The sequence below is a fragment of the Microbispora hainanensis genome (genome assembly GCF_036186745.1).
In the GTDB taxonomy this organism is placed as follows: Bacteria; Actinomycetota; Actinomycetes; order Streptosporangiales; family Streptosporangiaceae; genus Microbispora.
Window position 1 is genome coordinate 6,818,414 of record NZ_CP108086.1, and the last position, 22,577, is coordinate 6,840,990.

The 22,577-nt window shown below is 71.8% G+C and carries 22 protein-coding genes; 5 read left to right on the forward strand and 17 right to left on the reverse strand.

Features of this window, described 5'->3' with window-relative positions; genetic code table 11:
• Positions 1-120 precede the first annotated feature (120 nt).
• Positions 121-588 (reverse strand): MarR family winged helix-turn-helix transcriptional regulator, encoded by a 468-nt coding sequence (locus OHB01_RS31380; protein ID WP_142649690.1) that lies wholly within the window; start codon positions 586-588, stop codon positions 121-123.
• An 85-nt stretch (positions 589-673) separates the two neighbouring features.
• Here OHB01_RS31380 and OHB01_RS31385 point away from each other — a divergent pair, with 85 nt between their 5' ends.
• Positions 674-1,234, forward strand: a complete 561-nt coding sequence (locus OHB01_RS31385; RefSeq protein WP_142649691.1) for an NADPH-dependent FMN reductase — start codon at positions 674-676, stop codon at positions 1,232-1,234.
• A 32-nt stretch (positions 1,235-1,266) separates the two neighbouring features.
• Positions 1,267-2,031 (forward strand): SDR family NAD(P)-dependent oxidoreductase, encoded by a 765-nt coding sequence (locus OHB01_RS31390; RefSeq protein ID WP_142649692.1) that lies wholly within the window; start codon positions 1,267-1,269, stop codon positions 2,029-2,031.
• 67 nt (positions 2,032-2,098) lie between these two features.
• On the opposite strand, the gene OHB01_RS31395 is transcribed toward OHB01_RS31390, so the two are convergent.
• The 5 genes from OHB01_RS31395 to OHB01_RS31415 form a co-directional block, all read right to left on the reverse strand.
• Entirely contained in the window at positions 2,099-3,097 is a 999-nt protein-coding gene (locus OHB01_RS31395; RefSeq protein WP_142649693.1) for a glutathione S-transferase C-terminal domain-containing protein, read from the reverse strand.
• 37 nt (positions 3,098-3,134) lie between these two features.
• A complete protein-coding gene (locus OHB01_RS31400) occupies positions 3,135-3,698 on the reverse strand; it encodes an NADPH-dependent FMN reductase (protein WP_142649694.1) in 564 nt (187 codons plus the stop codon).
• A gap of 109 nt (positions 3,699-3,807) precedes the next feature.
• The gene (locus OHB01_RS31405; protein WP_142649695.1) at positions 3,808-4,341 is read right to left on the reverse strand and encodes a flavin reductase family protein; all 534 of its coding nucleotides are present in this window, start codon (positions 4,339-4,341) and stop codon (positions 3,808-3,810) included.
• 399 nt (positions 4,342-4,740) lie between these two features.
• Entirely contained in the window at positions 4,741-5,877 is a 1,137-nt protein-coding gene (locus OHB01_RS31410) for a sulfite oxidase (protein WP_142649696.1), read from the reverse strand.
• A 22-nt stretch (positions 5,878-5,899) separates the two neighbouring features.
• Complete coding sequence (locus OHB01_RS31415) at positions 5,900-7,153, reverse strand: lanthionine synthetase LanC family protein (protein ID WP_240971760.1); 1,254 nt, start codon at positions 7,151-7,153, stop codon at positions 5,900-5,902.
• A gap of 198 nt (positions 7,154-7,351) precedes the next feature.
• Here OHB01_RS31415 and OHB01_RS31420 point away from each other — a divergent pair, with 198 nt between their 5' ends.
• Both OHB01_RS31420 and OHB01_RS31425 read left to right on the forward strand, forming a co-directional pair.
• Complete coding sequence (locus OHB01_RS31420) at positions 7,352-7,489, forward strand: hypothetical protein (RefSeq protein ID WP_167530474.1); 138 nt, start codon at positions 7,352-7,354, stop codon at positions 7,487-7,489.
• Positions 7,489-8,595, forward strand: a complete 1,107-nt coding sequence (locus OHB01_RS31425) for a YeiH family protein (protein ID WP_142649698.1) — start codon at positions 7,489-7,491, stop codon at positions 8,593-8,595. The genes OHB01_RS31420 and OHB01_RS31425 overlap by 1 nt, the downstream gene beginning before the upstream one ends.
• Before the next feature lie 36 nt (positions 8,596-8,631).
• Here the strand turns inward: OHB01_RS31425 and OHB01_RS31430 are convergent, their stop codons facing one another.
• The 8 genes from OHB01_RS31430 to OHB01_RS31465 all read right to left on the reverse strand — a co-directional run bounded on the left by OHB01_RS31430 (position 8,632) and on the right by OHB01_RS31465 (position 16,472).
• On the reverse strand, positions 8,632-8,847 hold the full coding sequence (locus OHB01_RS31430; protein WP_142649699.1) for a hypothetical protein: 216 nt from the start codon (positions 8,845-8,847) through the stop codon (positions 8,632-8,634).
• Between the two features lie 73 nt (positions 8,848-8,920).
• Positions 8,921-11,665, reverse strand: coding sequence for a fumarate reductase/succinate dehydrogenase flavoprotein subunit (locus OHB01_RS31435; RefSeq protein WP_328854390.1), 2,745 nt, complete (start codon positions 11,663-11,665; stop codon positions 8,921-8,923).
• A gap of 2 nt (positions 11,666-11,667) precedes the next feature.
• Positions 11,668-12,429 (reverse strand): ABC transporter ATP-binding protein, encoded by a 762-nt coding sequence (locus OHB01_RS31440; protein WP_142649701.1) that lies wholly within the window; start codon positions 12,427-12,429, stop codon positions 11,668-11,670.
• Positions 12,426-13,304 carry an ABC transporter permease gene (locus OHB01_RS31445; protein WP_142649702.1) on the reverse strand — a complete coding sequence of 293 codons (879 nt, stop codon included), beginning with the start codon at positions 13,302-13,304 and terminating at the stop codon, positions 12,426-12,428. The genes OHB01_RS31440 and OHB01_RS31445 overlap by 4 nt, the downstream gene beginning before the upstream one ends.
• Positions 13,301-14,713 carry an ABC transporter substrate-binding protein gene (locus OHB01_RS31450; protein ID WP_142649703.1) on the reverse strand — a complete coding sequence of 471 codons (1,413 nt, stop codon included), beginning with the start codon at positions 14,711-14,713 and terminating at the stop codon, positions 13,301-13,303. The genes OHB01_RS31445 and OHB01_RS31450 overlap by 4 nt, the downstream gene beginning before the upstream one ends.
• 13 nt (positions 14,714-14,726) lie before the next feature.
• Positions 14,727-14,954: an indolepyruvate ferredoxin oxidoreductase subunit alpha gene (locus OHB01_RS31455; RefSeq protein ID WP_079312946.1), complete on the reverse strand. Its 228-nt coding sequence runs from the start codon at positions 14,952-14,954 to the stop codon at positions 14,727-14,729.
• Complete coding sequence (locus OHB01_RS31460; protein WP_142620033.1) at positions 14,938-15,687, reverse strand: GntR family transcriptional regulator; 750 nt, start codon at positions 15,685-15,687, stop codon at positions 14,938-14,940. The genes OHB01_RS31455 and OHB01_RS31460 overlap by 17 nt, the downstream gene beginning before the upstream one ends.
• Positions 15,688-15,896: 209 nt before the next feature.
• Positions 15,897-16,472: a TetR/AcrR family transcriptional regulator gene (locus OHB01_RS31465; RefSeq protein WP_142649704.1), complete on the reverse strand. Its 576-nt coding sequence runs from the start codon at positions 16,470-16,472 to the stop codon at positions 15,897-15,899.
• A 110-nt stretch (positions 16,473-16,582) separates the two neighbouring features.
• Here OHB01_RS31465 and OHB01_RS31470 point away from each other — a divergent pair, with 110 nt between their 5' ends.
• Positions 16,583-18,784, forward strand: a complete 2,202-nt coding sequence (locus OHB01_RS31470; RefSeq protein ID WP_328854391.1) for a glycoside hydrolase family 3 protein — start codon at positions 16,583-16,585, stop codon at positions 18,782-18,784.
• Between the two features lie 54 nt (positions 18,785-18,838).
• Here OHB01_RS31470 and OHB01_RS31475 read toward each other — a convergent pair whose 3' ends face one another.
• The 3 genes from OHB01_RS31475 to OHB01_RS31485 form a co-directional block, all read right to left on the reverse strand.
• Positions 18,839-18,997, reverse strand: a complete 159-nt coding sequence (locus OHB01_RS31475) for an RICIN domain-containing protein (RefSeq protein WP_147944291.1) — start codon at positions 18,995-18,997, stop codon at positions 18,839-18,841.
• A 111-nt stretch (positions 18,998-19,108) separates the two neighbouring features.
• A complete protein-coding gene (locus tag OHB01_RS31480) occupies positions 19,109-20,293 on the reverse strand; it encodes a thiolase family protein (RefSeq protein ID WP_328854392.1) in 1,185 nt (394 codons plus the stop codon).
• Positions 20,294-20,397: 104 nt separating this feature from the next.
• Complete coding sequence (locus tag OHB01_RS31485; protein ID WP_328854393.1) at positions 20,398-22,536, reverse strand: (Fe-S)-binding protein; 2,139 nt, start codon at positions 22,534-22,536, stop codon at positions 20,398-20,400.
• Between the last annotated feature and the right edge of the window lie 41 nt (positions 22,537-22,577).

A 22,577-nucleotide genomic window follows, 5' to 3' on the forward strand; every position in this document is an offset into this window, starting at 1 on the left:
TAGACGAGCGGGCGGGCCCTGGCGTGGCCCGCGTGCAGCGTCGATCCGGCCAGGCCGGCTGACCACACCACCGGTCGAACGCGGGGCGGCCCGGCCGGTGGGGGGAAGGCGGGGGCCGGGTCAGGCGTTGCTCGCCACGTTCTGGATCGCACGGGCGAGGCGGGCGAGATCGACGCCTTCGAGATGGTCGAGGAAGTGCCGGCGCACGCTGGCCAGGTTGCTCGGCCACACCTCTTCCAGGCGGGCGAGGCCGGCGTCGGTGAGGACGGCGTTGAACCCGCGGGCGTCGTCGTCGCACCTGACCCGTTCGACCAGGCCCTGCCGTTCCAGGACGGTGACGATGCGTGTCATGCCGCTCAGGGAGAGCTCGCAGGCGACGGCGAGCTCCCCCATCCGCATCCGCCGCCGCGGCGCCTCCGACAACCGCATCAGGGCGATCCACTCGATGAGCGGCATCCGGTGTTCCCGCACCATGTCGGCGTCGATCGCGCGGGGCAGCGCGTAGATCAGGCGAGGCAACGCCCGGATCAACGCCTCCTCCTCGGAGGTCAGCGACTGCACCGGCGGCACTGGCTGCGATGTGGTCATGGCCACATTCTACTTGCTTCACGAACGAAGTACCCCATATGTTTTCTTCGCGAAGCAATCATCTCTCGCAGAAGTGGAGATCGTCATGACCAGGATCGGGATCATCCTCGGCAGCACCCGCCCCGGACGGAACGGCGAGGCCGTCGCCCGCTGGGTGCACCAGGTCGCGGGACAGCGGGCCGACGCGGAGTTCGAGCTCGTCGACCTGCTCGATTACAAGCTCCCCCACCTCGACGAGACCCTGCCGCCGTCGCTGGGCCAGTACACTCAGCCGCACACCATGGCGTGGGCCGACAAGGTCGCCTCGTTCGACGGGTTCGTCATGGTGACGCCCGAATACAACCACTCGACATCGGGCGCGCTGAAGAACGCCATCGACTTCCTGTACAGCGAGTGGAACAACAAGGCCGTCGGTTTCGTCAGCTACGGCTCGGTCGGCGGCACCCGTGCGGTGGAGCACCTCCGCCTGATCGCCGCGGAGCTCCAGATGGCCGACGTGCGGGCTCAGGTGGCGCTGTCGCTCTTCACCGACTTCAAGGACTTCAGCGTGTTCACGCCCAACGATTTCCAGCGTGACTCGCTCACCGCGATGTTGGACCAGGTCGTGGCGTGGAGCAGGGCGCTCGCGCCGCTGCGCGCCAGCTGAGTTCGCACTGACTCGGGGATCAGGAGGAACTCATGGGAACGCTTGACGGCAAGGTGGTGCTGATCACCGGCACCGCCGGAGGTCAGGGCCGGACCGCGTCGCTGGTCTTCGCACGAGAGGGCGCGAAGATCGTCGGGTGCGACATCCAGGTCGAGGCCAACGACGAGACGGTGGAACTCGTCCGCCGTGCCGGAGGTGACATGACGGGCATCGCGCCCGTCGACCTCACCGACCCGGAACAGGCGCGGCGGCTGGTGCAGGACGCCGTGGCTGCGTACGGCGGGCTCGACATCGTCTACAACAACGCGGCCAGGCCCCGCTTCGGGCCGGTGCCGGACTTCTCGGTGGAGGACTGGCGGGCGACCATCGCCAGCGAACTCGACAATCCCTTCTTCGTGTCGAAGTTCGCGTGGCCGCATCTGGTGCGGCGGGGCGGCGGCGTCATCATCAACGTCGCCTCCATGGCCGGCATGATCGCCGGTGAGGTCCCCCCGATGGTCGCGCACAGCGCGGCGAACGCCGGAGTCATCGGCATGACCCGGCAGTTCGCGCTCGAAGGCGCGCGCCACGGGATCCGCGCGGTGGCGATCAGCCCGGGGCCGATCCTCACCCCGGCCAGCGACCGCGATCTCGGCAACAACAAGGCGGCCAGGGACGCGATCACGCGCAAGACGCTCCTCAAGCGTTTCGGCCGGCCTGAGGAGATCGTCGAGCTGGCGGCCTTCCTCGCCTCCGACCGGGCGGCGTACATCACGGGCGCCAACTACGCGGTCGACGGCGGCGCGACCGCCTGGTAACGCCACTCGATCCCCCTGACGTCCGCGCGCCGGGCGTCAGGGGGATCAGCCGCGCATGAAGGTCCACTCACTTTCCAGGCGCGCTGAGCGCGCCGGTGGAACGCCCGGCGAGCGCCTCGCGTCCGTGCGCCTCGTCCCAGTCGGCCTGGTGCGGCTCGACCGCGATCCGCACCGGCCCGTCGCCCGGGTGAGCGGGCCCGGCGGTGAGCCGCAACGCGGCGAAGTCGGTGGTCTCGCGGAACGCGGGGATCCGGTAGAGGTCGCGGGCGTACGCCCAGAGGTGGGGGTAGGAGGTCAGCGGACGCCTGGTGATCCGGGCGAGCGGATTGTGCAGCAGGTCGTATCTGACCAGGAACACCCACAGCTGCACGTCGGACTCGGTGAGGCGCTCCCCGAACAGGTATCGCCGTCCGGCCAGGCGGGCGTCGTAGCGGTCCAGCGCCGCGGCCACCGCGGCGCGCCGCCGCTCGTACTCCTCCTGGGTGGCCGCTCCGGCGACCTGCCGTACGCCCTGGGCGAGGTCGCGCGCGATCTCCTCGTCCAGGGACTCGATCTCGTCGCGCAGGTCCGGGGGGTAGAGGTCCGTGGTGGCCCATTCGGCGAACGCGGTGCCGAGGTCGAAGGGGATCCGCGCGAAGTCGTTGCTGACGATCCGGCTCGTCCGCCGGTCCCACAGCACCGGCACCGAGATGTGGCCGGGATATCCGGGCTCGGTGGCGTCGTACGCCTCGCTGAGGAGCGTGAAGCCGTTGACCGGGTCGGGCCCGCGACGTTCGCGGAAGGCCCAGCCGCGGCCGTCCCGGTCGTCGTCCACGTAGGACACCGACACGACGTCACGCAGCCCGGCGAGGTCGCGCACGATGACGGCGCGCTGCGCCCACGGACAGGTGAAGGAGGCGTAGAGGTGATAGCGGCCGGGCTCGGCGGGGTGGCCGCTGGAGCCGTCGGCGGTGATCCTGCCCTGGAAGGGATACAGAGGTCCCGGACGGTCGGTCCTGCCCGGCCCGTACGGGCCGTAGGCGGCGACGTCCGCGGGACTGGCGTACGCGGGCGCCTGGGTGGTCATGAAGTCTCCTTGCGGTGGGCCGATGGTTGTCGAAGGGTCAGGTCGGCTCGACGAGACGACCGTGCGGCTGCCCCAGTGCCGACCCCAATGCCGACCCCAGTGCCGCGGTCACCTGCGGGACGACGCGCTCCGTCCAGTCGGCGAGGACCCGGTCGAGGTCGGGGATCTCGGCCTCCAGCAGGGCCAGGCCGGGAGTGGGCACGAGCGCGCCCAGCTCGACCAGCACGGGACGCAGGTGCAGCTCGACGGCCAGGGCGTGCCGGGGGGATCCCATGACCAGCAGCGGCAGGGCCACCGTCCCGGTCAGCGCGCCGCCGGGCAGGCGGTCGAGGAACGCCTTGAGCAGGCCGGTGTAGGTGGCCTTGTAGGTGGGGCTCGCCACCAGGAGCACCTGCGCTCCGGCGACCAGTTCCAGCGCCACCTCGACGGTCGGCGAGGGCCCGGGGGCGAACAGGTGCGGCCCGATCGCGGACAGGTCCACGACCTCGGGGGCCGTCTCGTGCCCGATCCGGCGTCCCACCGCCTCGGCCGCCGCCACGGCCGCGAGGTGGGTCCGGGAACCACCGCGCGGATTGCCGACCAGCACCACGAGAGAGCTCACGAGACCATCCCCTCGTGCCGTTCGGCGTGTCCTGAGTCCGCGTCGGAATGCGTACGAATGGTCAACAGACGGTCCTCCAGATCGGGACGGGTGTTCGTGCGAAGCGGGGTCACGCGTGGGCGATGAACCGGCCGAAGCGGCCCTGGTGGTAGAGCAAGGGACGCCCCGGCCCGCGCACCTCGGCCTCGGTGACCAGCCCCACGACGAGGACGTGGTCGCCCACGCCGACCCGCTCGTACGGCAGGCAGATCAGATGCGCGGACACGTCTTCGAGCAGCGGCGCCCCGAGCGGGCCGGGCCGCCATCGGGTGGGCTCGGCGAACCGGTCGATTCCCTTGCGGGCGAACCGGGCGGCGAGATCGGCCTGGTCGCTGGCCAGGACGTTGACGGCGAAGTGGTCCGCCTCGCGCAACGACGGCCAGGTGGTGGACGACTGGTCGACATAAAAGGAGACGAGGGGCGGGTCAAGGCTGACCGAGGAGAACGAGGTCGCGGTCAACCCCACCGGCACTCCCCCACTCTGCGCGGTGATCACGACGACTCCCGCCGCGTGCACCGCGAGGGCACGTCTGTAGCCGTCGGCGTCCAGCGCACGCTTGTAGTCGTCGGCGTCGAGGCCGGGGCCGAGCAGAGTCTCCGTCATGGCAAACCTCCGGAAAGTCGCGGCTGCTCACAAGGTCGATCCCGCCCGCCGCGGGCACCGCGGCGCGCGGGATCAGGGATTCGGATGGAGGCGGGACCGTACGTGACGTGGTCGCGTACGGCTCGCGAAGGGGGCGGCCGACGCTCTCGGCCGGCCCCTCATCGACTCGAAGACGACGGAAGATTCACGATCAACGACACTGCGCGCTGGCGACGTGGCCGAAGTCCACGCTCGAACGCCGGGTCAGACGAACGCCCTGGCTCATACCACCGAACGTACGATCATCGGACCGAAAAGTCAATATTTCCTACTCGCTTTACCGGAAAATCCTCGACCAGGGCCCCATCCGGCCAAGCCGGGAGCATTCTGCTCATGGCATGCCGAACCGGCCGGCGGGGGTCAGCTCACGACGACGGGGTGGCGCACCACGGCGTCGAAGCCGTAGCCGAGGAGGTTGTACGCCGCGTGGTCGGGCTGCACCGCGCCGCTCTCGTCGGCGGCCCGGACGAGCAGCCGGAGGTTTCCCGTCTCCCGCGGGGTCCAGGGGAAGGTCCAGCGGACCCAGCCGCGCGGGTGGCGGTCGTCGCGCAGGCGGGCCGGCCGCCACGACACGCCCTCGTCGTCGCTGACCTCGACCCGGACGACGCGCCCGCCACCCGACCACGAACGGCCGCGCAGCAGATGCTCGCGCCCCGCCTCCAGGCGGGCCGGCCAGGGCAGTTCGAAGGCGCTCTTCACCCCCACCCCGGTCAGCGGCGGGCCGCCGCCGGGCGGGTGACCGGGGCCGTGCATGCGGTAGAGCCGCGTGCTCCACGGCGACTCCAGCGGCGCCGCCGACACCTCGATGTCACCCAGCCACTTGATCGAGGCGATGCCCACCCAGCCCGGCACCACCAGCCGGGCCGGATGGCCGTGGTCGGGCGGCAGCGGCTTCCCGTTCATCTCGTAGGCCACGAGCACGTCGTCCAGCGCCTTGGCCACGGGAAGCGGGCGGCGCACCCTGCCCAGGTTCTCCCCCGCCTCGACGTAGTCGGCGTCGAGCCCGCGGGGCATCAGCGCGACGGCCCTGTCGCTCATCCCCGCCCTCTCCAGGAGCGTCGCGAGCCGCACGCCCCGCCAGCGCGCCACCCCGACCGCGCCCAGCCGCCAGGCGGTGCCCGACACCTCCTGGTTCTGCTGCTCGCCGTACAGGCGGCGGCCGTTGCCCGCGCACTCGATGAACGCGGTCACGGTCTCGGCAGGCATGCCGAGGAGGTCCCGGTAGGTGAACGCGACGGGCCCGCCGCGCAGGGCGTCGCCCCACAGCGTGAGCCGCCAGGTGGCCGCGTCGATCAGCGGCGTCGCGGTGTGGTTGCGGACGAAGAAGAGGTCGTCCGGCGTCAGGTAGTCGTCGCCGCGCAGCGCCTCCCAGCGGGTCTCCGCGTTGGTGCCGCGTACGGCGAACAGGCGGGGCGGCAGGGGCTTGCGGATGCCGGGCGGGGGTGCCGCCTCCGGCGCCGTACGCCGGGTCTCAAGGCCGTCCTTCATGGAAGTCATGCGCCTCCTCACCTGCCGCTGGTCAGCCGGCCGGCCTCCGCAGGGCGACGGCCGGCACGGGAATGGGCGGGAAAGGGTTGTCGGGCAGCAGGATCACGCGGCGCGGCCGGTCCGCCTGTCCCGCCGCGTCCAGGTGCAGCAGAGCCGCCCCTATCCCCGCCGCCCCGGTCAGGTAGCCGGTGTCGGCCGACACCTCGCCGGGGCGCTGCCGCCGGTACGCCTGATACCAGCGGTATCCCCTGTCGTCGTAGCCGGTCGCCCGGCCGATCAGGTGGTCGGCGAGCCTGCGGGCGAACTCCAGATGCTCCTGCTCCCCCGTCGCCGCCCATAACCCCACGTACAGCTCGATCAGCCCGGCGGTGCCGCAGCACTGGCAGGCGATGTTCCACAGCCCCGCCGTCTGCCGGAAGGGCGCGCCGGACTCCCGCACTCCCTTGGCCAGCCGCCGCACCCACTCCAGGTCGGCAGTGTCGCCGCTCACCCGATACAGCTCGTAGAACATGCGCGCGATCCCGGCGGAGCCGGAGCAGTAGCCCAGGTGGTCGGTGACGGCCGCGCTCTCCCCGGTCAGCACGGCGGCCCTCCTGACGAGGTGCGCTCCGCGGCGGGCCGCGTCGAGGAACGCCTCCTCGCCCGTCGCGCCGTACAGGCGGGCGAGGAGGAAGGCGGTGCCGGCCGTTCCGGCCAGGAAGCCGGGCGGGGCCGCCTCCGCGGACAGGGCCGGGCACGCGGCGGGCCGCTCCCGGGGCAGGGTCAGCCGCGCGATCCGCCGTCCGGCCTCGACGGCCATCTCCTCGTAGGCCGGCACGCCGAGCGCCGCCGCGGCGCGCAGCAGCCCCAGCACGACGCCGCCGTCACCGCGCAGCGTGACGTCTCCCGACCAGCCGATGCCGCCGTCGTCGAACGCGCGGGCGCTCCTGACGATCCTGTCGGCCGCCGCGACCGCCATGCTCTCGAAACGCTCCTCGCCGAGCGCCCATCCGGCCTCGGTCAGCGCGAGGACGCTACCGGCGAGGCCGTGGTGGAGCGACACGTCGGACTGCCGCCGCCAGGCCGACGCGAGGTAGCGGGCCCCGGCGCGGGCGTCCTCCAGGTAGGCGTCGTGCCCGGTCCCCGCGGCGAGTTCCAGGAAGAACAGCACGATCCCGGCCGCGCCGGAGTGGAGGGACGCGGGCTCGCCGGGCGTCGCGTGCCGGCCGTACGGGTCGGGGTTGGCCCGCCATCGCCTGCCGTCCTCGTCGTCGACGGCGGCCGTACGGATCCACCGTCCTGCCATGATGGCGGCCGTCAGCGGAGTCTCTGCACGCTCACCGGATGAGCGGATCGGGTCCGGGCCCATGCGCCTACTATCCCACAAACCTGGTAGGTAATAGCAACTATCCGATGTGCTTTCCCGTATTTCCTATTGACTTGCTGGGGATGAGCGCTTCACAGTCGAGCCGAACACCTCGCACTCCCGAGAAAGGCGTCCGGTGTGAGCAACGAACACCCCCCGACCGTCGCCGAGCACACCCGCACCGCTTTCAACGAGGACTGGGCCGCCACCATCGTCGGCCTCGTCCTCCTCGCGCTGGTCCTCATCGGCGTGATCCCGACGGGACTGGTGCCGTGATGAGCAGCGAAGCGGCCGTCCCCACCACGACGAGGGCCACGGGCTGGCAGTGGCCCGCCCTGGGCGTCCTCACCGTCCTCGTCCTCGCCGCCGGCACCAGAGCTCTGGACAAGGGCGTGCCCCAGTGGTTCGCGGGCTCCGACCTGGCCAAGGCCATCGAATTCCCCGTCTACGCGATCGCCCTCGGCCTGCTGGGCAACGTGGTGCTCACCGTGACCGGGCTGCGCGACCGCCTGGCCGGCGGCTTCCGCACCGAGTTCTTCATCAAGACCGGCCTCGTGCTGCTCGGGGCGTCGATCAACCTGAAGGTGATCGTCACGGCGGCCGGGCCGGCGATCGTCCAGGCCATCGTGCTGATCAGCGCGGTGTTCCTGTTCACCTGGTGGCTCGGCGGACGCTTCGGGCTCGACGACAGGCTGCGGGCGCTGCTGTCCACCGCGGTGTCCATCTGCGGCGTCAGCGCCGCGATCGCCGCCGCGGGAGCCGTGCAGGCCAAGCGTGAGCAGCTCGCCTACAGCGCGAGCCTGGTGGTCGTGTTCGCCCTGCCGTCCATCTTCATCCTCCCCGCGCTCGCCTCGGCCCTGGGCCTGAGCCCGGAGGTCGCCGGCGCGTGGATCGGCGGCAACATCGACACGACGGCGGCGGTCACCGCCGCGGGCACCATCGTGGGCGACAACGCGCTTGCCGTCGCGACCATCGTCAAGGTCACCCAGAACGCCCTGATCGGCATCGTGGTCGTCTTGCTGACCGCCTGGTTCGCGTTCCGGATCGAGCGCCGCCCCGGCGCCGAGCGCCCGGCCCTGGGAGAGCTGTGGCGGCGGTTCCCGAAGTTCGTGATCGGCTTCGTGGCGTCCTCCGTGGTGGCCACGTGGTATCTCACCACGGTCGGCGCGGCCGAGGGCAAGGCCGTCATCGGCGTCGCCAACGACCTGCGCACCTGGTTCCTCATCCTCGCCTTCGTGAGCATCGGCCTGGAGTTCCGGGTGGCCTCGCTCAAGGAGGCGGGCTGGCGGCCGGTCGCCGTCTTCGCCGCCGCCACCGTGGCCAACGTGGTGCTGGCCCTGGGCCTCGCCTCGGTGCTGTTCAGCGGCTTCACGGTCGCCTGAACGGCCCGGCCGGGCCGCGCTGCCCGGTGGCGGTCTTCAGCGGCGCCGCATGCGGCGCCACGGCCGCCACCGGGCCTCGTTCTCGGTCTCGCCCTCCTCCGGCGCGGCGTCGTCGTCCGGCAGGTCGTACCAGTGCGTGTCCCCGGGATAGGCGTCGTGCCACGCGCCGGGCGCCTCCGCGGCGCCCCTGGGGGCGGGGACGGCGGCCCCGGCCAGGTCCACGGATGGCGCACCACGGTCGGAATCGGTCACGGGCTTCATCCTGACACAGATTCTCCACACTTTCGATATGCAATAGAGGGATTGCCCGCGCATCCCTCCGCGGTCAGACCCCCGCCGGCACCCCGGCGGCCTCGGCCCGGGCGGCGTCCAGCGCCCTGCGGGCGTACGCCCGGACGTCGGCGTCGGAGTCGCCGAGAGCGGTGTGCAGAGCCGCGGCGACCTCCGGCCGCGCCGCCCACCCGGACAGCGAGAGGACCGCGGCCTTGCGCACGTCGAGGTGCGGGTCGGCCAGCGCCGCCACCAGCGGTCCCCCTGCCCGCTCCGGATCGGCGGCGGCCAGTCCCCGCGCCGCCCCGACCCGCACCTGCCAGGCCGGATCCGCCAGGGCCCGTACGGCCGCCTCCGCGAGGCCCGGCTCCTCGCGAAGAGCCTGGCCGAGCCCGGCGAACGCCTCCAGGGCCGCCGCCCGGACGAGCGGGTCCGGGTCGGCGGCGAGCCGCGCCACGGCGGGGACGCCGGCCGGCAGGCCGACCACGCCCAGCCCCCTGGCCGCCCAGACGCGTACCTCCCGGTCACGGTCGCCGGCGGCGAGCGCCACCCGCTCCGCGTCGTCGAGCGCGACCAGCCCCCTGACCGCCTCGATCCGCACCCGCGTGTCGGCGTCGGCGAGCGCCGCCTCGAACAACGCGGCGTCACCGAGGCGCAGCGCCCGCAGGACGTCGAGCACCGCCGCCCGGACGACCGGGTCCGCCGCTCCGTCCTGGCCCGCTTGGGTGTCACCGGAGAGCGCGCGGAGCGACGCGCCGAACTCGCCGGTCGCGGGCAGCACCTCGACGAGCTCGCGCAGGCCGGTGGCGGCGGCGCGCCGCACGGTGCCGTGCGGGTCGGCGAGGGCCCGGGTGAGCGCGGTCTCCACGCCACGCGGCGCGGTCTCGGTCAGCGTCGCGACGGCCGCCCTGCGGACCTTGGGATCGGCGTCCGCCAGATAAGGGGTGATCTGGTCGAGCGCAGGCTCGCCGTCGGTCAGGCGCAGCAGTTCGAGGATGCGGGGCGAACGCCCGATCGCCTCCACCGCGAGCCGGCCGCCCGCCCTGCGCCGCGCGGGGCCCGCCGTGCCGTACGCGCCGAGCAGGACGGGCTCGGCCGGGCGGGGCGTGAAGCCCTCGACGGGCACGAGGTAGGGCTCGACCGGGCGCTTGACGAACTCCATCGCCCCGGCGGCGTTCTTGCGCAGGTTGAGGTGGTAGAGCCACTCGTCGTCGTCCCGCTCCGGCAGGTCGGCGCGGTCGTGATAGAGGCCCCACCTGCTCTCGGTGCGCAGCAGCGACGACCTGGCGGCCATCTCGGCGCAGTCCCTGATGAACGTCACCTCGGCGCAGCGCATCAGCTCGTGCGGGGTCCTCGCGCCCATGGACGCGATCTCGTCGCGCATCCGCTCGAACGTCTCCAGCGCGATGTCGAGCTTCCGCGCGGTCTTCGGCGGGGCGACGTAGTCGTTGACGAACCGGCGCAGCTTGTATTCGACCTGCTGCTGCGGCGGGCCGTCGGGGTTGCGGAGCGGCCGGTAGATCAGCTCGTGCGCGTCGGCGATCTGGTCCTCCGGCAGGCCGTCCGGCGTGCGGTGGTGCTCGGCGGCGTGGGCGCCGGCGAGGTCGCCGAACACGAACGCCCCGATCATGTAGTTGTGCGGCACGCAGGCCAGGTCGCCCGCGGCGTACAGGCCGGGCACCGTGGTGGCGCCGTTCTCGTCCACCCACACGCCCGAGGCGGAGTGGCCGCCGCACAGGCCGATCTCGGAGATGTGCATCTCGACGTCGTGGGTGCGGTAGTCGTGCCCGCGTCCCGCGTGGAAGGTGCCCCGGGTGGGGCGCTCGGTCGTGTGGAGGATGTTCTCCAGCGCGGTGAGCGTCTCGTCGGGCAGATGGCTGGTCTTGAGGTAGATCGGGCCGCGGGCCGAGGCGATCTCCCTGGCCACCTCGGCCATCATCTGGCCCGACCAGTAGTCGCAGTCGACGAACCGCTCCCCCTCGGCGTTCACCTGGTAGCCGCCGAACGGGTTGGCGACGTACGCGCAGGCCGGGCCGTTGTAGTCCTTGATCAGCGGGTTGATCTGGAAACACTCGATGCCGGACAGCTCGGCGCCCGCGTGGTAGGCCATCGCGTAGCCGTCCCCGGCGTTGGTCGGGTTCTCGTAGGTGCCGTAGAGGTAGCCGCTGGCGGGCAGGCCGAGCCGCCCGCAGGCGCCGGTGGCGAGGATCACCGCCCCGGCGGCGACCGTGACGAACCCGCCCGAGCGGGTGTCGAACCCGGCGACGCCGACGGCCCTGCCCTCGCTTGTCAGCACCCGGACCGGCATCACGCGGTTCTCGATGCGCACCTTCTCGCGGATGTCGCGGCGGCGCAGCACGCGGTAGAGCACCTTCTTGACGTCCTTGCCCTCCGGCATGGGCAGGACGTAGCTGCCCGAGCGGTGGACCCGGCGCACCGCGTAGTCGCCGTGCTCGTTCTTCTCGAACTTCACGCCGTAGCGCTCCAGCCGGCGGACCATGTCGTAGCCGCGCGTGGCCGTCTGATAGATGGTGCGCTGGTTGACCACGCCGTCGTTGGCCCTGGTGATCTCGGCGACGTAGTCCTCGGGGGTGGCCTTGCCGGGGATGACCGCGTTGTTCACGCCGTCCATGCCCATCGCCAGCGCGCCGCTGTGCCGCACGTGCGCCTTCTCCAGCAGGATGACGTCGGCGCCGCGCTCGGCGGCGGTGATCGCGGCCATGGTCCCGGCGGTGCCGCCGCCGACCACCAGGACCTGGCATTCCAGATGCGTACGGTCGGCCGGGGCAGGGATGTCCACTTTCACAGCTCCTCGATGATGCGGGCACGCAGCCCGGCGCGGTCGATGTCGGGGGTGCGCGGGTGCGGCACGCTCAGGACGGTCGCGATGTCGCCGTGTCCTTCTCGACGCCCGAGCACGACGACCCGGTCGGCGAGCAGCAGCGCCTCGTCCACGTCGTGGGTGACGAAGACGACCGTGGCGAGCGTGTCGCGGAGCACGTCGAGCAGCAGGCGCTGCATCCCGGCCCGGGTCTGCGCGTCGAGCGCGCCGAAGGGCTCGTCCATGAGCACCGCGCGCGGCGCGCCCGCCAGCGACCGGGCGAGCTGCACCCGCTGCCGCATGCCGCCGGACAGTTCCCGGGGCAGCCGGTCCTCGCAGCCGGCGAGGCCGACGCGGGCGATCCAGCTCTCGGCGGCCGCCCTGCGCTCCCGCCTCGGCACGCCGCGGATGCGCAGCGGCAGCTCGACGTTGCGCAGGACCGTGCGCCAGGGCAGCAGCGCGTCGTCCTGGAAGACCATGGCGCGGTCGGACGAGGGCCCGGTGACCTCCACGCCCTCGGCCAGGACCCGCCCCGCGCGCGGCGCCAGCAGGCCGGCGATCGCGCGGAGCACGGTGGACTTGCCCGAACCGGACGGGCCGACGATCACCAGGACCTCGCCGGGGGCGATGTCGAGGCGCAGGTCCTCCAGCACGGCGTGCCGCCCGTAGCCGAGCGACACGCCCTCCAGCCGGATGGCGAGCCCGGCGTCCACGCGGGCGGCCTCCACGGTGGGAGCGCTCATCGGGCACCCCCTTCCCCGCGCGGCAGCCAGCGGGTGAGGCGCCGGCCGAGCAGTTCGATCGAGGCGGAGGCGACCCAGCCGAGCACGCCGATCGAGGCCATGCCGACGAGCACCGCCGGATAGTCGACCACCGTGTAGGCGTGCCAGGTGCGGTAGCCGACGCCGAACTCCCCGGAGATCATCTCGGCGGAGATCACGCAGATCCAGGCGACGCCCATGCCGACGGACAGCCCGCCGAAGACGCCCGGCAGCGTGCCCGGGAGCACGACGTTCCACAGCACGTGCACGCGCCCGCCGCCCATCGTGCGGACCGCGTCCTCCCACAGCGTCGGCAGTGCCCGTACGGCGTGCCGCGTGCTCACCATGATCGGGAAGAACGCGGCGGCGAACGTGATGAACACGATGCCCTGCTCGTCGGTCGGGAACACCAGGATCGCGATCGGGACGAGCGCGATCGCCGGGATCGGCCGGACGACCTCGATCGGCGGCAGCAGCAGGTCGCCGGCCCACCGGGACCGCGCGACCAGCACGCCCAGGGCGATGCCCACGACGGCCGCCAGCGCGAACCCGGTGAGGATGCGGATCAGGCTCTGGGCCAGGTCGAGGTAGTAGATCCCGGTGCCGAGCTGCCGGCCGAACTCCGCCGCGACCTCGGTGGGCGAGGGCAGCCGGTCGAACCGCAGCCCGACCCGGGCGTCCGTGGCCGTCAGCCACTGCCACACCGCGACGACGGCCGCCAGGGAGGCCAGCCTGACCGCCCACCCGCGCAGGCCGGCCGCCGTTCTCGTGCGGCCCGTTCCCGGCGGTGCGGCGTCCGCGCTTTCGACGGCGGGGGCGCCGGGGCCGAGCGTCGCGTCCAACGCCGGAGTGCTCATCGCGACGCGCCTCCCTCTGCCGCCTTCAGCGCCTCGTCGTAGCCGACGATCTCGGCCTTGGGGTGCTCCTTCACGTACGCCTGCGCGCCGTCGTGGGTGGTGAACGGCGTGAACCGCTCGTCGTCGCCCGCCGAGGGGTCGCGCACCCAGACCGACTTGTCCGCGAACCAGTGCGTTCCGGTGGCCGCGTCGGGCACGTACGCGGCCCGCACGGTCTTGCCCGCGGAGACGGCGGCGGCGATCTGGCGCAGCAGGCAGGTGGGGGTGGCCGCGGGGTGGAGCCGGTCCTCCCCGGCGAGCCAGAGCTCGCCCGCCTTCGCCGGGTCGCTCACGGCGGTCCCGCAGGCCTCGTCGGTCCCGGTGATCTTCGCCGGGTTGGCGGTGCTCGCCGTGTCGGCGTCGTAGGACGCGCCGTACGCCTTCCTGATGTAGGAGTCGTTGGCGAACTTCGTCACGTCGACGTCGGTGAAGTCGGTACCGATGATCTTCAGGTACTTCTCGTCGTGCTGCAGGGCGGAAAGCAGCTGCGGCTTCACGGTCACGTCGAACGACGCGATGCCGTCGCGGCCGTTGTAGAGATAGACCACCTCGGGCGGCAGCCCGGTGGCCTTGGCGACCGCCTCGGCCGCCTCCACCGGGTGCTCGTGGAGGTAGTTCGTCGCGTCGATCTGGGCCTGGAGGAAGGCCTGGAGCACGTCGGGGTGCTCCTTCGCGTAGGCCTGCCGTACGACGACGCCGTGGAACGTCGGCACGCCGAGCGCCGAGCCGTCGTAGACGAGCCGGGCCTGGTCCTGGAAGACGAGCAGGCCCGGCCAGGCCACGAACTGGGCGTATCCCTGCACGTTGCCCGACTGCAGCGCGGACGCGCCGACCGGCGGCTGCTGGTTGACGACCTCGACGTCCGTCGCGGGGTCGAGCCCGGCCTGCTCCAGCGCCTGGACGAGCGTGCCGTGCCCGGCCGACCCGGAGCTGGCCGAGACCTTCTTCCCCTTGAGGTCGGCCAGCGTCTCCACGCCGGACGAGGGGGGCACGACGACCGCGTTCAGCCCGCCCCGCAGGTTGTAGCCGGTCACCGAGACGAGCTCGGTGCGCGCGCCGTCCACGCCCTGGGTGCGCGAGGCGTTGATGAGGAGCGGGTAGTCGCCCATCGACCCGATGTCGATCTTCCCGGCCACCATCTTGGCGGTGATCGGGGCGCCGGTGTCGTAGTCCTGCCACTCGACGCGATATTTGTCGCCGAGGCGCTTTTCGAGGTAGCCGAGGTCGCGCAGCAGCGTTCCTGCCGTCACCGTGTTGATGGTCTTCGACTGATATCCGACGACCACCGTCTGCCGGCCGTCGTCGGCGCCGGCGGACACGGAGCACCCGGCCGCGGCCAGCAGCGCCACGGCGGCGAAGATCTTACGCATAGGGGGTGTCCTTCTATCGAAGCAGGTAGGGGATGTTCACCGTGACCGCGTCCGCGGGGCACCGGTCGGCGCAGGGGCCGCAATACCAGCACTCGTCCACGTGCATGTACGCCTTGCCGCTGACCTCGTGGATGGCCAGCGAGTCGAGCGGGCACACGTCCACGCACAACGTGCAGCCCTCGATGCACAGCGACTCGTCGATCGTGACGGGCACGTCGACGCGGCTATTGACCAGGGTCATCGGTGTTCCTCCAGAGATGGCCACGCATGGTGAGGCGGTCGCCGCGGAACCTGACGAACTCCAGGTCGACCGGGCGGCCGTCGGACAGGTGGGTGAGGCGCTCGACCATCAGCAGCGCCGCGCCGCGCGGCGCGTCGAGCACGGCCGCGGTGTGGGGGTCGGCGTTCACGGCCTCGATCGTCAGCTCCGCCACGCCGAGCGGCTGACCCGCGATGCGTTCCAGCAGCACGAACACGTCGTTGTGCACGAGATCGGCGTCGAAGAGCGGCTCCCCCACCTCGCGGACGAGGTAGGTCAGGTCGAGCGAGAGCGGCAGCCCGTTGAGCCTGCGCAGCCGCTCCACATAGACGACGGACTCGCCGGGCGGCAGGCCGAGCCGCCCGCGTACGGCGGCGGGGGGCGGGATCAGCCCCATCGCGCGGACCTCGTTGGTGACCTCGCCGTGCTCCCTGAGGGTCTCGGCGAGGCCGAGCAGCCGGTGCAGGCCGTGGGGGTACTTCTCCGCGGCCACCGTGGTGCCGACTCCCGGGCACCGCTCGATGAGGCCCTCGTCACGCAGCAGGTCGAGGGCGTCCCTGATCGTGTTGCGCGAGGTCCCGAACTCCCGTGCGAGGGCCGACTCCAGCGGCAGGTGACCACCGCCGAAACCGCCGTGCACGACCTCCCGCCGCAGCAGGTCGGCGACCTGGCGGGCCCTGTCCGCCCGGCGCCGTCTCGCGTCCGCCAACTCCATGGAGCCAAAGGCTACTCTCCAGGTAGGAATATCTGGATAACGGCGGGATTACGCCACTCAGGAGGGTCGGCAAACGTCGCTGATCTGCGATTTTCCGGCGATGGGGCCGACAACCGCCACCCGCAGGCGACCTCGGACGGCGGCCCGGGCAGCGCCCTCGGACGGCGACCTCGGACGGCGACCTCGGACGGCGACCTCGGACGGCGACCTCAGACGGCGAAGAAGCGGTCGGCGAACGCCTCCCACTGGGCGAGGAAGTCGATGCCGTCGTCACGCAGCCAGTTGAGCTGCAGCCCGTCGAGGAAGGCGAGCAGGTCCACGGCGGCCGCCTCCGGATGGGGATGCCAGGCCAGCAGGTAGCGCTCCAGCATGGCCCGGCCCTCGCGGAGCCGCGTACGGAAATAGGCGTGCGCGGGGTGCGCGGGGTCCAGCGCCTCGGCCGACAGCACGGTGTAGAGCTGCACGAGCGAGCGCTGGGCGAGGTTGCGCCGGACGAATCCCGACATGACGGCACGGGCGGTGGCCGCGTCGGGCGCCGGTTCCAGTGCCCCGGCCACGGTGGTGAGGTCGAGCGTGTCCCGGCGTTCGAGCACCGCGATGAGCAGTTCCTCGCGGGAGCGGAAGTGGTGCAGCAGCCCCGCCTTGGTCATGCCGCAGGCCGCGGCGAACGCCTCAAGGGTCACGCCCTTGAACCCGGAGGCCGCGATCAGCTCGGTGGCCGCCTTGAGGATCTCCTCTCGGCGTTCGGCGAGCGGCAGCCGGCGCCGTCCCGGCGAGGGGGTCATGCCGTCCAGGCTCCTCGGAGGCGGGGGTTGATTTCGATCACGATACCAGCCTAGGTTATCTACCGTTTGGTAGATAGCGCTGTCGCGCCTGTTCAGAGAGTTGTGTGCGCATGTCGACGCCCTCTTCTCCGACCCCCTTCTCCGCCGCCGTCGCCGCAGTGCGCGACGGCCGCCCCTTGGACGAGGCGGTCGACGAGCTGCTGTCGCAGCTGACCCGGGAAGAACGCCTGTGGCTGCTGGACGGAGACCTGCCGTTCTGGCCGGGCATGGCCGACATGCTGACCAACGGATACAACCTCACCCCCATCCCGATGGGCCGGATCGAGCGGCTGGGCATCCCCGGCCTGCTGTTCTCCGACGGCCCGCGCGGCGTCGTGATGGGCAAGTCGACCGCGTTCCCGGTCTCCATGGCCCGCGGCGCGACCTGGGACGTGGCGCTGGAGGAGCGCGTCGGCACCGTCATCGGGCGTGAGCTGCGCGCCCAGGGCGCCAACTTCTTCGGCGGCGTGTGCGTCAACCTGCCCCGCCACCCCGCCTGGGGCCGGGCCCAGGAGACGTACGGCGAGGACCCCGTCCTGCTGGGCGAGTTCGGCGCGGCGCTGACCCGGGGGGTGCAGCGCAACGCCATGGCCGTCGTCAAGCACTACGCGCTCAACAGCATGGAGAACGCCCGCTTCAAGGTGGACGTCACCGCCGACGAGGCGGCCCTGCACGAGGTCTACCTGGCGCACTTCCGCAGGATCGTGGAAGAGGGCGTGTCGGGCGTCATGACCGCCTACAACTCGGTCAACGGCGAGTGGGCCGGGCAGAACGAGCACCTGATGGAGGGCGTGCTCCGCGGCATGTGGGGCTTCGAGGGCGTCACCGTCTCCGACTTCATCTGGGGCCTGCGCGACGCCGCCGCCTCGCTGCGCGCCGGTCTGGACGTGGAGGAGCCCTTCCGCCAGCAGCGCGGCGAGCACCTGCCCGCCGACCTGGAGGCGGGCCGGGCGCGCTGGGACGACGTCGACCGGGCGGCCCGCCGCGTCCTGCGCACCCAGGTGCGCCACTACGCCTCCCTCGCCGAGCCCGAGCCCTCGCTCGACGTGGTGTTCAGCCCCGAGCACCGCGCGCTGGCACGCGAGGTCGCCGCCCGCGGCATGGTGCTGCTCAAGAACGACCCGGTCGGCGATGCGCCCGTGCTCCCCCTGCGGCGGGACGCCCTCGCCTCCCTGGCGGTCGTCGGGCGCCTGGCGGACATGCCCAACACCGGCGACAACGGCTCCTCCGACGTACGCGCCCCGGAGGTGATCACCGCGCTGCGGGGGCTGACCGAGGCGCTCCCCGGGGTGCGGATCACCCATGTCGCCGACGACGACCCGGCCGCTGCCGCCGCCGCTGCCGGGCAGGCCGACGTCGCCGTCGTCGTCGCCGGATACACGGCCGCCGACGAGGGCGAGTGGGTAGGCGGCGACGTGCTGACCGATCCCGAGCTGCTGGCGTTGTTCCCGCCCCCCGGCGACGACCCGGCGGGACAGTCGTTCGCTGCCTTCATGGCCGAACCCGGCGCGGTCGACTCCATCAGCGGGGGAAGCGCGGGCGGCGACCGCGCGAGCCTGCGGCTCCGGCCCGTCGACGCCGAGATCATCCGGGCCGTGGCGGCGGCCAACCCGCGCACCGTCGTGGTGATCGTCACCGCCGGGGCCGTCATCACCGAGGAGTGGCGCGACGCCGTGCCGGCCGTGCTGGTCTCCTGGTATTCCGGCTGCGAGGGCGGCCGGGCCCTGGCCGACGTGCTGCTCGGCGACGTCGACGCCGCCGGGCGGCTGCCGTACTCGATCCCGGTCACCGAGGAGCACCTGCCGCACTTCGACCGCGACGCCACCGCCATCACGTACGACAAGTGGTTCGGCCAGCGGCTGCTGGACCGGGACGGCCACGCGCCGGCCTTCCCGCTCGGGTTCGGGCTGTCCTACACCAGCTTCGCCCTCACCGACCTCGCCGTCAGCGCGTCCGGCGGCGACTCCCTCACGGGCACCGTGACCGTGACCAACACCGGCTCGCGCGCGGGCCGCCACGTCGTGCAGCTCTACGGGCGGCCCACCGGGATCGACGCGACCGCCGACGACTTCCCCACCCGGGTGCTGCTCGGTTTCGCCACCGTCGAGCTCCCGGCCGGCGCGTCGGCCCGGGTCACCGTGCCCGCATCGACCCGGCCGCTGCTGAGGTGGACGCCCAGCGGCTTCGTCCCGGCCGCCCCGACGGCCGTGATCGAGGCGGCCTCCTACGCGGGCGACCCCGGCGCCGTCACCGCCGAGCTCACACTCGCCTGACGAAACGGGCGGGGCCGGCCGTCCCCCGGCCCCGTCCATCCCGCCGTACGGGACTCATACATGGGCGCGGGTCCACTGCTGGTTGGTGCCGCCGCCGCAGGTGTCCGAGGTGATGTCGGCGTTGTTCGCGGTCGACACGTTGACCACGTCCACGACCTTTCCGCTGTGCCGGGCCGTGATCCGGTAGTACCGAGAGGCGCCGTCGCCCGATATGACGCCGCTCGCGGTGTCGACCCGCCCGCCCCAGGCGCCGGCCCAGCGGTCGCCCCCCGGATCGGGCGTTCACGCTCTCGTGGCACCCGCGAAACGACGGGCGAGGACTCGTCAGACCCGGCGGAAGAGCGCGGCCAGGGCCTGGCCGCCACCGATGCACATGGTCACCACGCCCAGCTCCAGGTCGTGGCGCACCAGGTGCTTGGCTACCCGCAGGGTGAGGATCGCACCGGTGGCTCCGACCGGGTGCCCGAGCGCGATCGCCCCGCCGTACGGATTGGTCTTCTCTGGGTCCAGCCCGGCATCCCGGATCACCGCCACGGCCTGCGCGGCGAACGCCTCGTTCAGTTCCACCACGTCGATGTCGCCCGGCGTGGTGCCGGTCTGCTCGAACAACCTACGCAGCGCCAGGACGGGCGAGTACCCCATCAGCTCGGGTTCCATCGCCGCGGTCGCCACCGCCTCCAGACTGACCAGCCCGCGCAGGCCCCGCTTGGCGGCGACCGACTCACGCGCGAGCACCAGCGCCGCCGCACCGTCGTTGATGCCCGAGGCGTTCCCGGCGGTGACCGTGCCGCCCGCCTCGAACGCCGGGCGCATCCGGGCCAAGCCCTCCAGGGTGGTGTCCGGACGCGGGTGCTCGTCGGTCTCAACCAATTGCGGCTTGCGCCCGCCGACCTCCACAGGGGTGATCTCCTCGGCGAACGCGGCCCTGGCCTGCTCGGTCGCGGCCCGGCGCTGCGACTCCAGCGCGAACTCGTCCTGCGCCTGCCGCGATACGTCGTACTTGCGGGCCACGGCCTCGGCAGTGCGGCCCATGTGGATGTTGTGGAACGGGTCGGTGAGCATCATGACGGTGCCGTCGACCAGTGTGCGGTCGCCCAGCCTGTAACCCGACCGGGCGCCGAAGTCGTAGAACGGCATCCGGCTCATCGACTCGTCACCACCTGCGACGGCGATGTCCACCCCGCCCCAGCGCATCTGCATCGCCGCCGACCAGACCGCCTGCAGGCCGCTGCCGCACAACCGGTTGACGGTGTACGCCGGAACGCGCTCCGGCAGGCCCGCGGCGAGCGCAACCCGGCGGGCGTTGTAGGCGTCCGGGCCCACCTGGCCGATGCAGCCCATCACCACCTCGTCCACGTCCGCGCCGTCCACGCCGGCACGCCGCAGCGCCTCCCGCGCGGCCACAGCGCCCAGCTCATGCGCGGGCACGTCCTTCAACACGCCCCCGAAGCTGCCGACCGGGGTCCTGGCCCCGTCGACCACCAGGGTCTTCTCCCGAACCTCCACCACAGACCTCTTCTCCTTCCCGCCGGCGGTGCGCCGAGGCGGCTCGTACGTCGTCGAATACGCGGCCGTCCGCACGCGGGGACGCCCGCCGAGTCGCGGTGAAACGGTCATGGGGTGTCCGCCTGCTCGCCCCTTACGGACTTGATGAGGAGCTGGGCGACGTCCACGACCTCCAGCGACTCCTTGGCCTGACCGGCGTTCTTCTTCTCGTTGATCGCGTCGCCGAGCATCACGAGGCAGAACGGGCAGGCGGTGGAGACGGTGTCGGGATCGGTGGTCAGCGCCTCGTCGACACGCTCGGTGTTGATGCGCTTTCCGATTCGCTCCTCCATCCACATGCGCGCGCCGCCGGCGCCACAGCAGAATCCGCGATCCTTGCAGCGGTGCATCTCCTGGGTCTGGACGCCCGGCACCTTGGCCATGATGTCGCGCGGCTGGGCGTACACCTTGTTGTGCCGGCCCAGGAAGCACGGGTCGTGGTAAGTGATCTTCTCCTCGATCGGGGTGATCGGGGTGAGGCGGCCCTCCTCCACCAGATGCGCCAGCAGCTGGGTGTGGTGCACGACCTCGTACGTGCCGCCGAGCTGCGGGTATTCGTTGGCGAGGGTGTTGAAGCAGTGGGGGCAGGTGGCCACGATCTTCTTGACCCCGGCCTCGTTGAGCGTCTCGATGTTCTGCTGGGCGAGCATGTTGAACAGGAACTCCATGCCCAGGCGGCGGGCCGGGTCACCGGTGCACGCCTCCATCGGGCCGAGCACGCCGAACTTGACCCCGGCGATGTGCAGCAGCTCCGCGACCGCCTTGGTGGTCTTCTTGGCCCGGTCCTCCAGCGCGCCGGCGCAGCCGACCCAGAAGAGATACTCGACGTCGTCGGGCATCTTCTCGTCGATGATCGGGACCTCGATGCGTTGTCCGTCCACGGAGGTGGCCAACTCCTCGATCCACTCGGCCCGCTTCATCTCGGACATGCCCCACGGGTTGCCCTTGTTCTCCAGGTTCTTGAGCATCACGCCCGCCTCGGACGGGAACGACGACTCGATCATCACCTGGTAGCGGCGCATGTCGAGGATGTGGTCGATGTGCTCGATGTCGACCGGGCACTGCTCGACGCACGCGCCGCAGTTGGTGCACGACCACAGCACGTCGGGGTGGATGACCCCGTCCTCGCCCACCAGCGGCTTGTCGAGCAGGGCCAGCACGTCCTCGGAGAAGCTCTCCTTCTCCTTCTCCCCGGCCAGCAGGTAGGGCGCGATCGCGAAGGCGTGGTCGCGCTGGTCGAGGATGAGCATCTTGGGCGACAGCGGCTTGTCGGTGTTCCAGGCCGGGCACTGCGACTGGCAGCGGCCGCACTCGGTGCAGGTGTAGAAGTCGAGGAAGCCCTTCCACGTCGTGTCGGTGATCTTGCCGCGGCCGAACACGTCGACCTCGGGGTCGGCCTCCTCGAAGTCGAGCACCTTCCCGTTGCTGCGCATCGGCTGGGCCGGGCCCAGCCCGTCGGGACGGCGGGAGAACAGCACGTTCAGCGGCGCGGTGAAGATGTGCAGGTGCTTGCTGTTCACCACGATGACCAGGAACACCAGCATGAAGCCGATGTGCAGCAGCAGGGCGATCTGCTCCAGCAGCTCGCTGTGCGGCAGCACCTTCCCGATGGCCAGGCTGACGAACGCGCCGGACTCATAGGGGAAGTTGCCGTTGGCCGCCGCCGCGCCCCGGGCGAGGAACAGCGTCCAGATGATGTTGAAGATCATGAACAGGACCAGCCAGGCCCCGCCCAGGTGCGAGCCGGAGAACCGGGAGCCGCGTCCGAGCTTCTTCGGCGAGTTCTTGATCCGGATGGCCGTGAACGCGGCCAGCCCGAGCAGACAGGCGACCGCGATGAAGTCCTGCAGGAAGCCCAGCACCGGCCAGGTCCCGATGAGCGGGATGTGGAAGTCCGAGTGCCCGGTGATCGCGCCCTGGATGATCGCGCCGTACGCCTCGATGTAGACGGTCAGCAGGATGAAGAACGCCCACATGACGAAGAAGTGGGCGGTGCCGGACGGCGTCCACTTCAGCAGCTTGCGCTGGCCGAAGACCTCGACGAGCTGGGCCTTGATCTCGGCGCCGGCGTGCTGTTTGGCGTACTCGATCCGCTCCGGGGCCGGCTGGCCGCTGGTGGCAAGCCGATAGAGGAACAGCACGCGACGGCCCGCCAGCCCGACCGCCACGGCGGTCGCGATGAGGCCTGCAATCGCTACCCAGAGCACGACTTTCTCCACTTCATCAGGCGTTGAGACGTGACTTCCGC

Excerpts from the sequence above, each read along its gene's own strand:
- OHB01_RS31380 (WP_142649690.1), bottom strand. The coding sequence starts at position 588 with ATGACCACATCGCAGCCAGTGCCGCCGGTGCAGTCGCTGACCTCCGAG.
- OHB01_RS31385 (WP_142649691.1), top strand. The coding sequence starts at position 674 with ATGACCAGGATCGGGATCATCCTCGGCAGCACCCGCCCCGGACGGAAC.
- OHB01_RS31390 (WP_142649692.1), top strand. The coding sequence starts at position 1,267 with ATGGGAACGCTTGACGGCAAGGTGGTGCTGATCACCGGCACCGCCGGA.
- OHB01_RS31395 (WP_142649693.1), bottom strand. The coding sequence starts at position 3,097 with ATGACCACCCAGGCGCCCGCGTACGCCAGTCCCGCGGACGTCGCCGCC.
- OHB01_RS31405 (WP_142649695.1), bottom strand. The coding sequence starts at position 4,341 with ATGACGGAGACTCTGCTCGGCCCCGGCCTCGACGCCGACGACTACAAG.
- OHB01_RS31410 (WP_142649696.1), bottom strand. The coding sequence starts at position 5,877 with ATGACTTCCATGAAGGACGGCCTTGAGACCCGGCGTACGGCGCCGGAG.
- OHB01_RS31415 (WP_240971760.1), bottom strand. The coding sequence starts at position 7,153 with ATGGCAGGACGGTGGATCCGTACGGCCGCCGTCGACGACGAGGACGGC.
- OHB01_RS31425 (WP_142649698.1), top strand. The coding sequence starts at position 7,489 with ATGAGCAGCGAAGCGGCCGTCCCCACCACGACGAGGGCCACGGGCTGG.
- OHB01_RS31440 (WP_142649701.1), bottom strand. The coding sequence starts at position 12,429 with ATGAGCGCTCCCACCGTGGAGGCCGCCCGCGTGGACGCCGGGCTCGCC.
- OHB01_RS31445 (WP_142649702.1), bottom strand. The coding sequence starts at position 13,304 with ATGAGCACTCCGGCGTTGGACGCGACGCTCGGCCCCGGCGCCCCCGCC.
- OHB01_RS31450 (WP_142649703.1), bottom strand. The coding sequence starts at position 14,713 with ATGCGTAAGATCTTCGCCGCCGTGGCGCTGCTGGCCGCGGCCGGGTGC.
- OHB01_RS31455 (WP_079312946.1), bottom strand. The coding sequence starts at position 14,954 with ATGACCCTGGTCAATAGCCGCGTCGACGTGCCCGTCACGATCGACGAG.
- OHB01_RS31460 (WP_142620033.1), bottom strand. The coding sequence starts at position 15,687 with ATGGAGTTGGCGGACGCGAGACGGCGCCGGGCGGACAGGGCCCGCCAG.
- OHB01_RS31465 (WP_142649704.1), bottom strand. The coding sequence starts at position 16,472 with ATGACCCCCTCGCCGGGACGGCGCCGGCTGCCGCTCGCCGAACGCCGA.
- OHB01_RS31470 (WP_328854391.1), top strand. The coding sequence starts at position 16,583 with ATGTCGACGCCCTCTTCTCCGACCCCCTTCTCCGCCGCCGTCGCCGCA.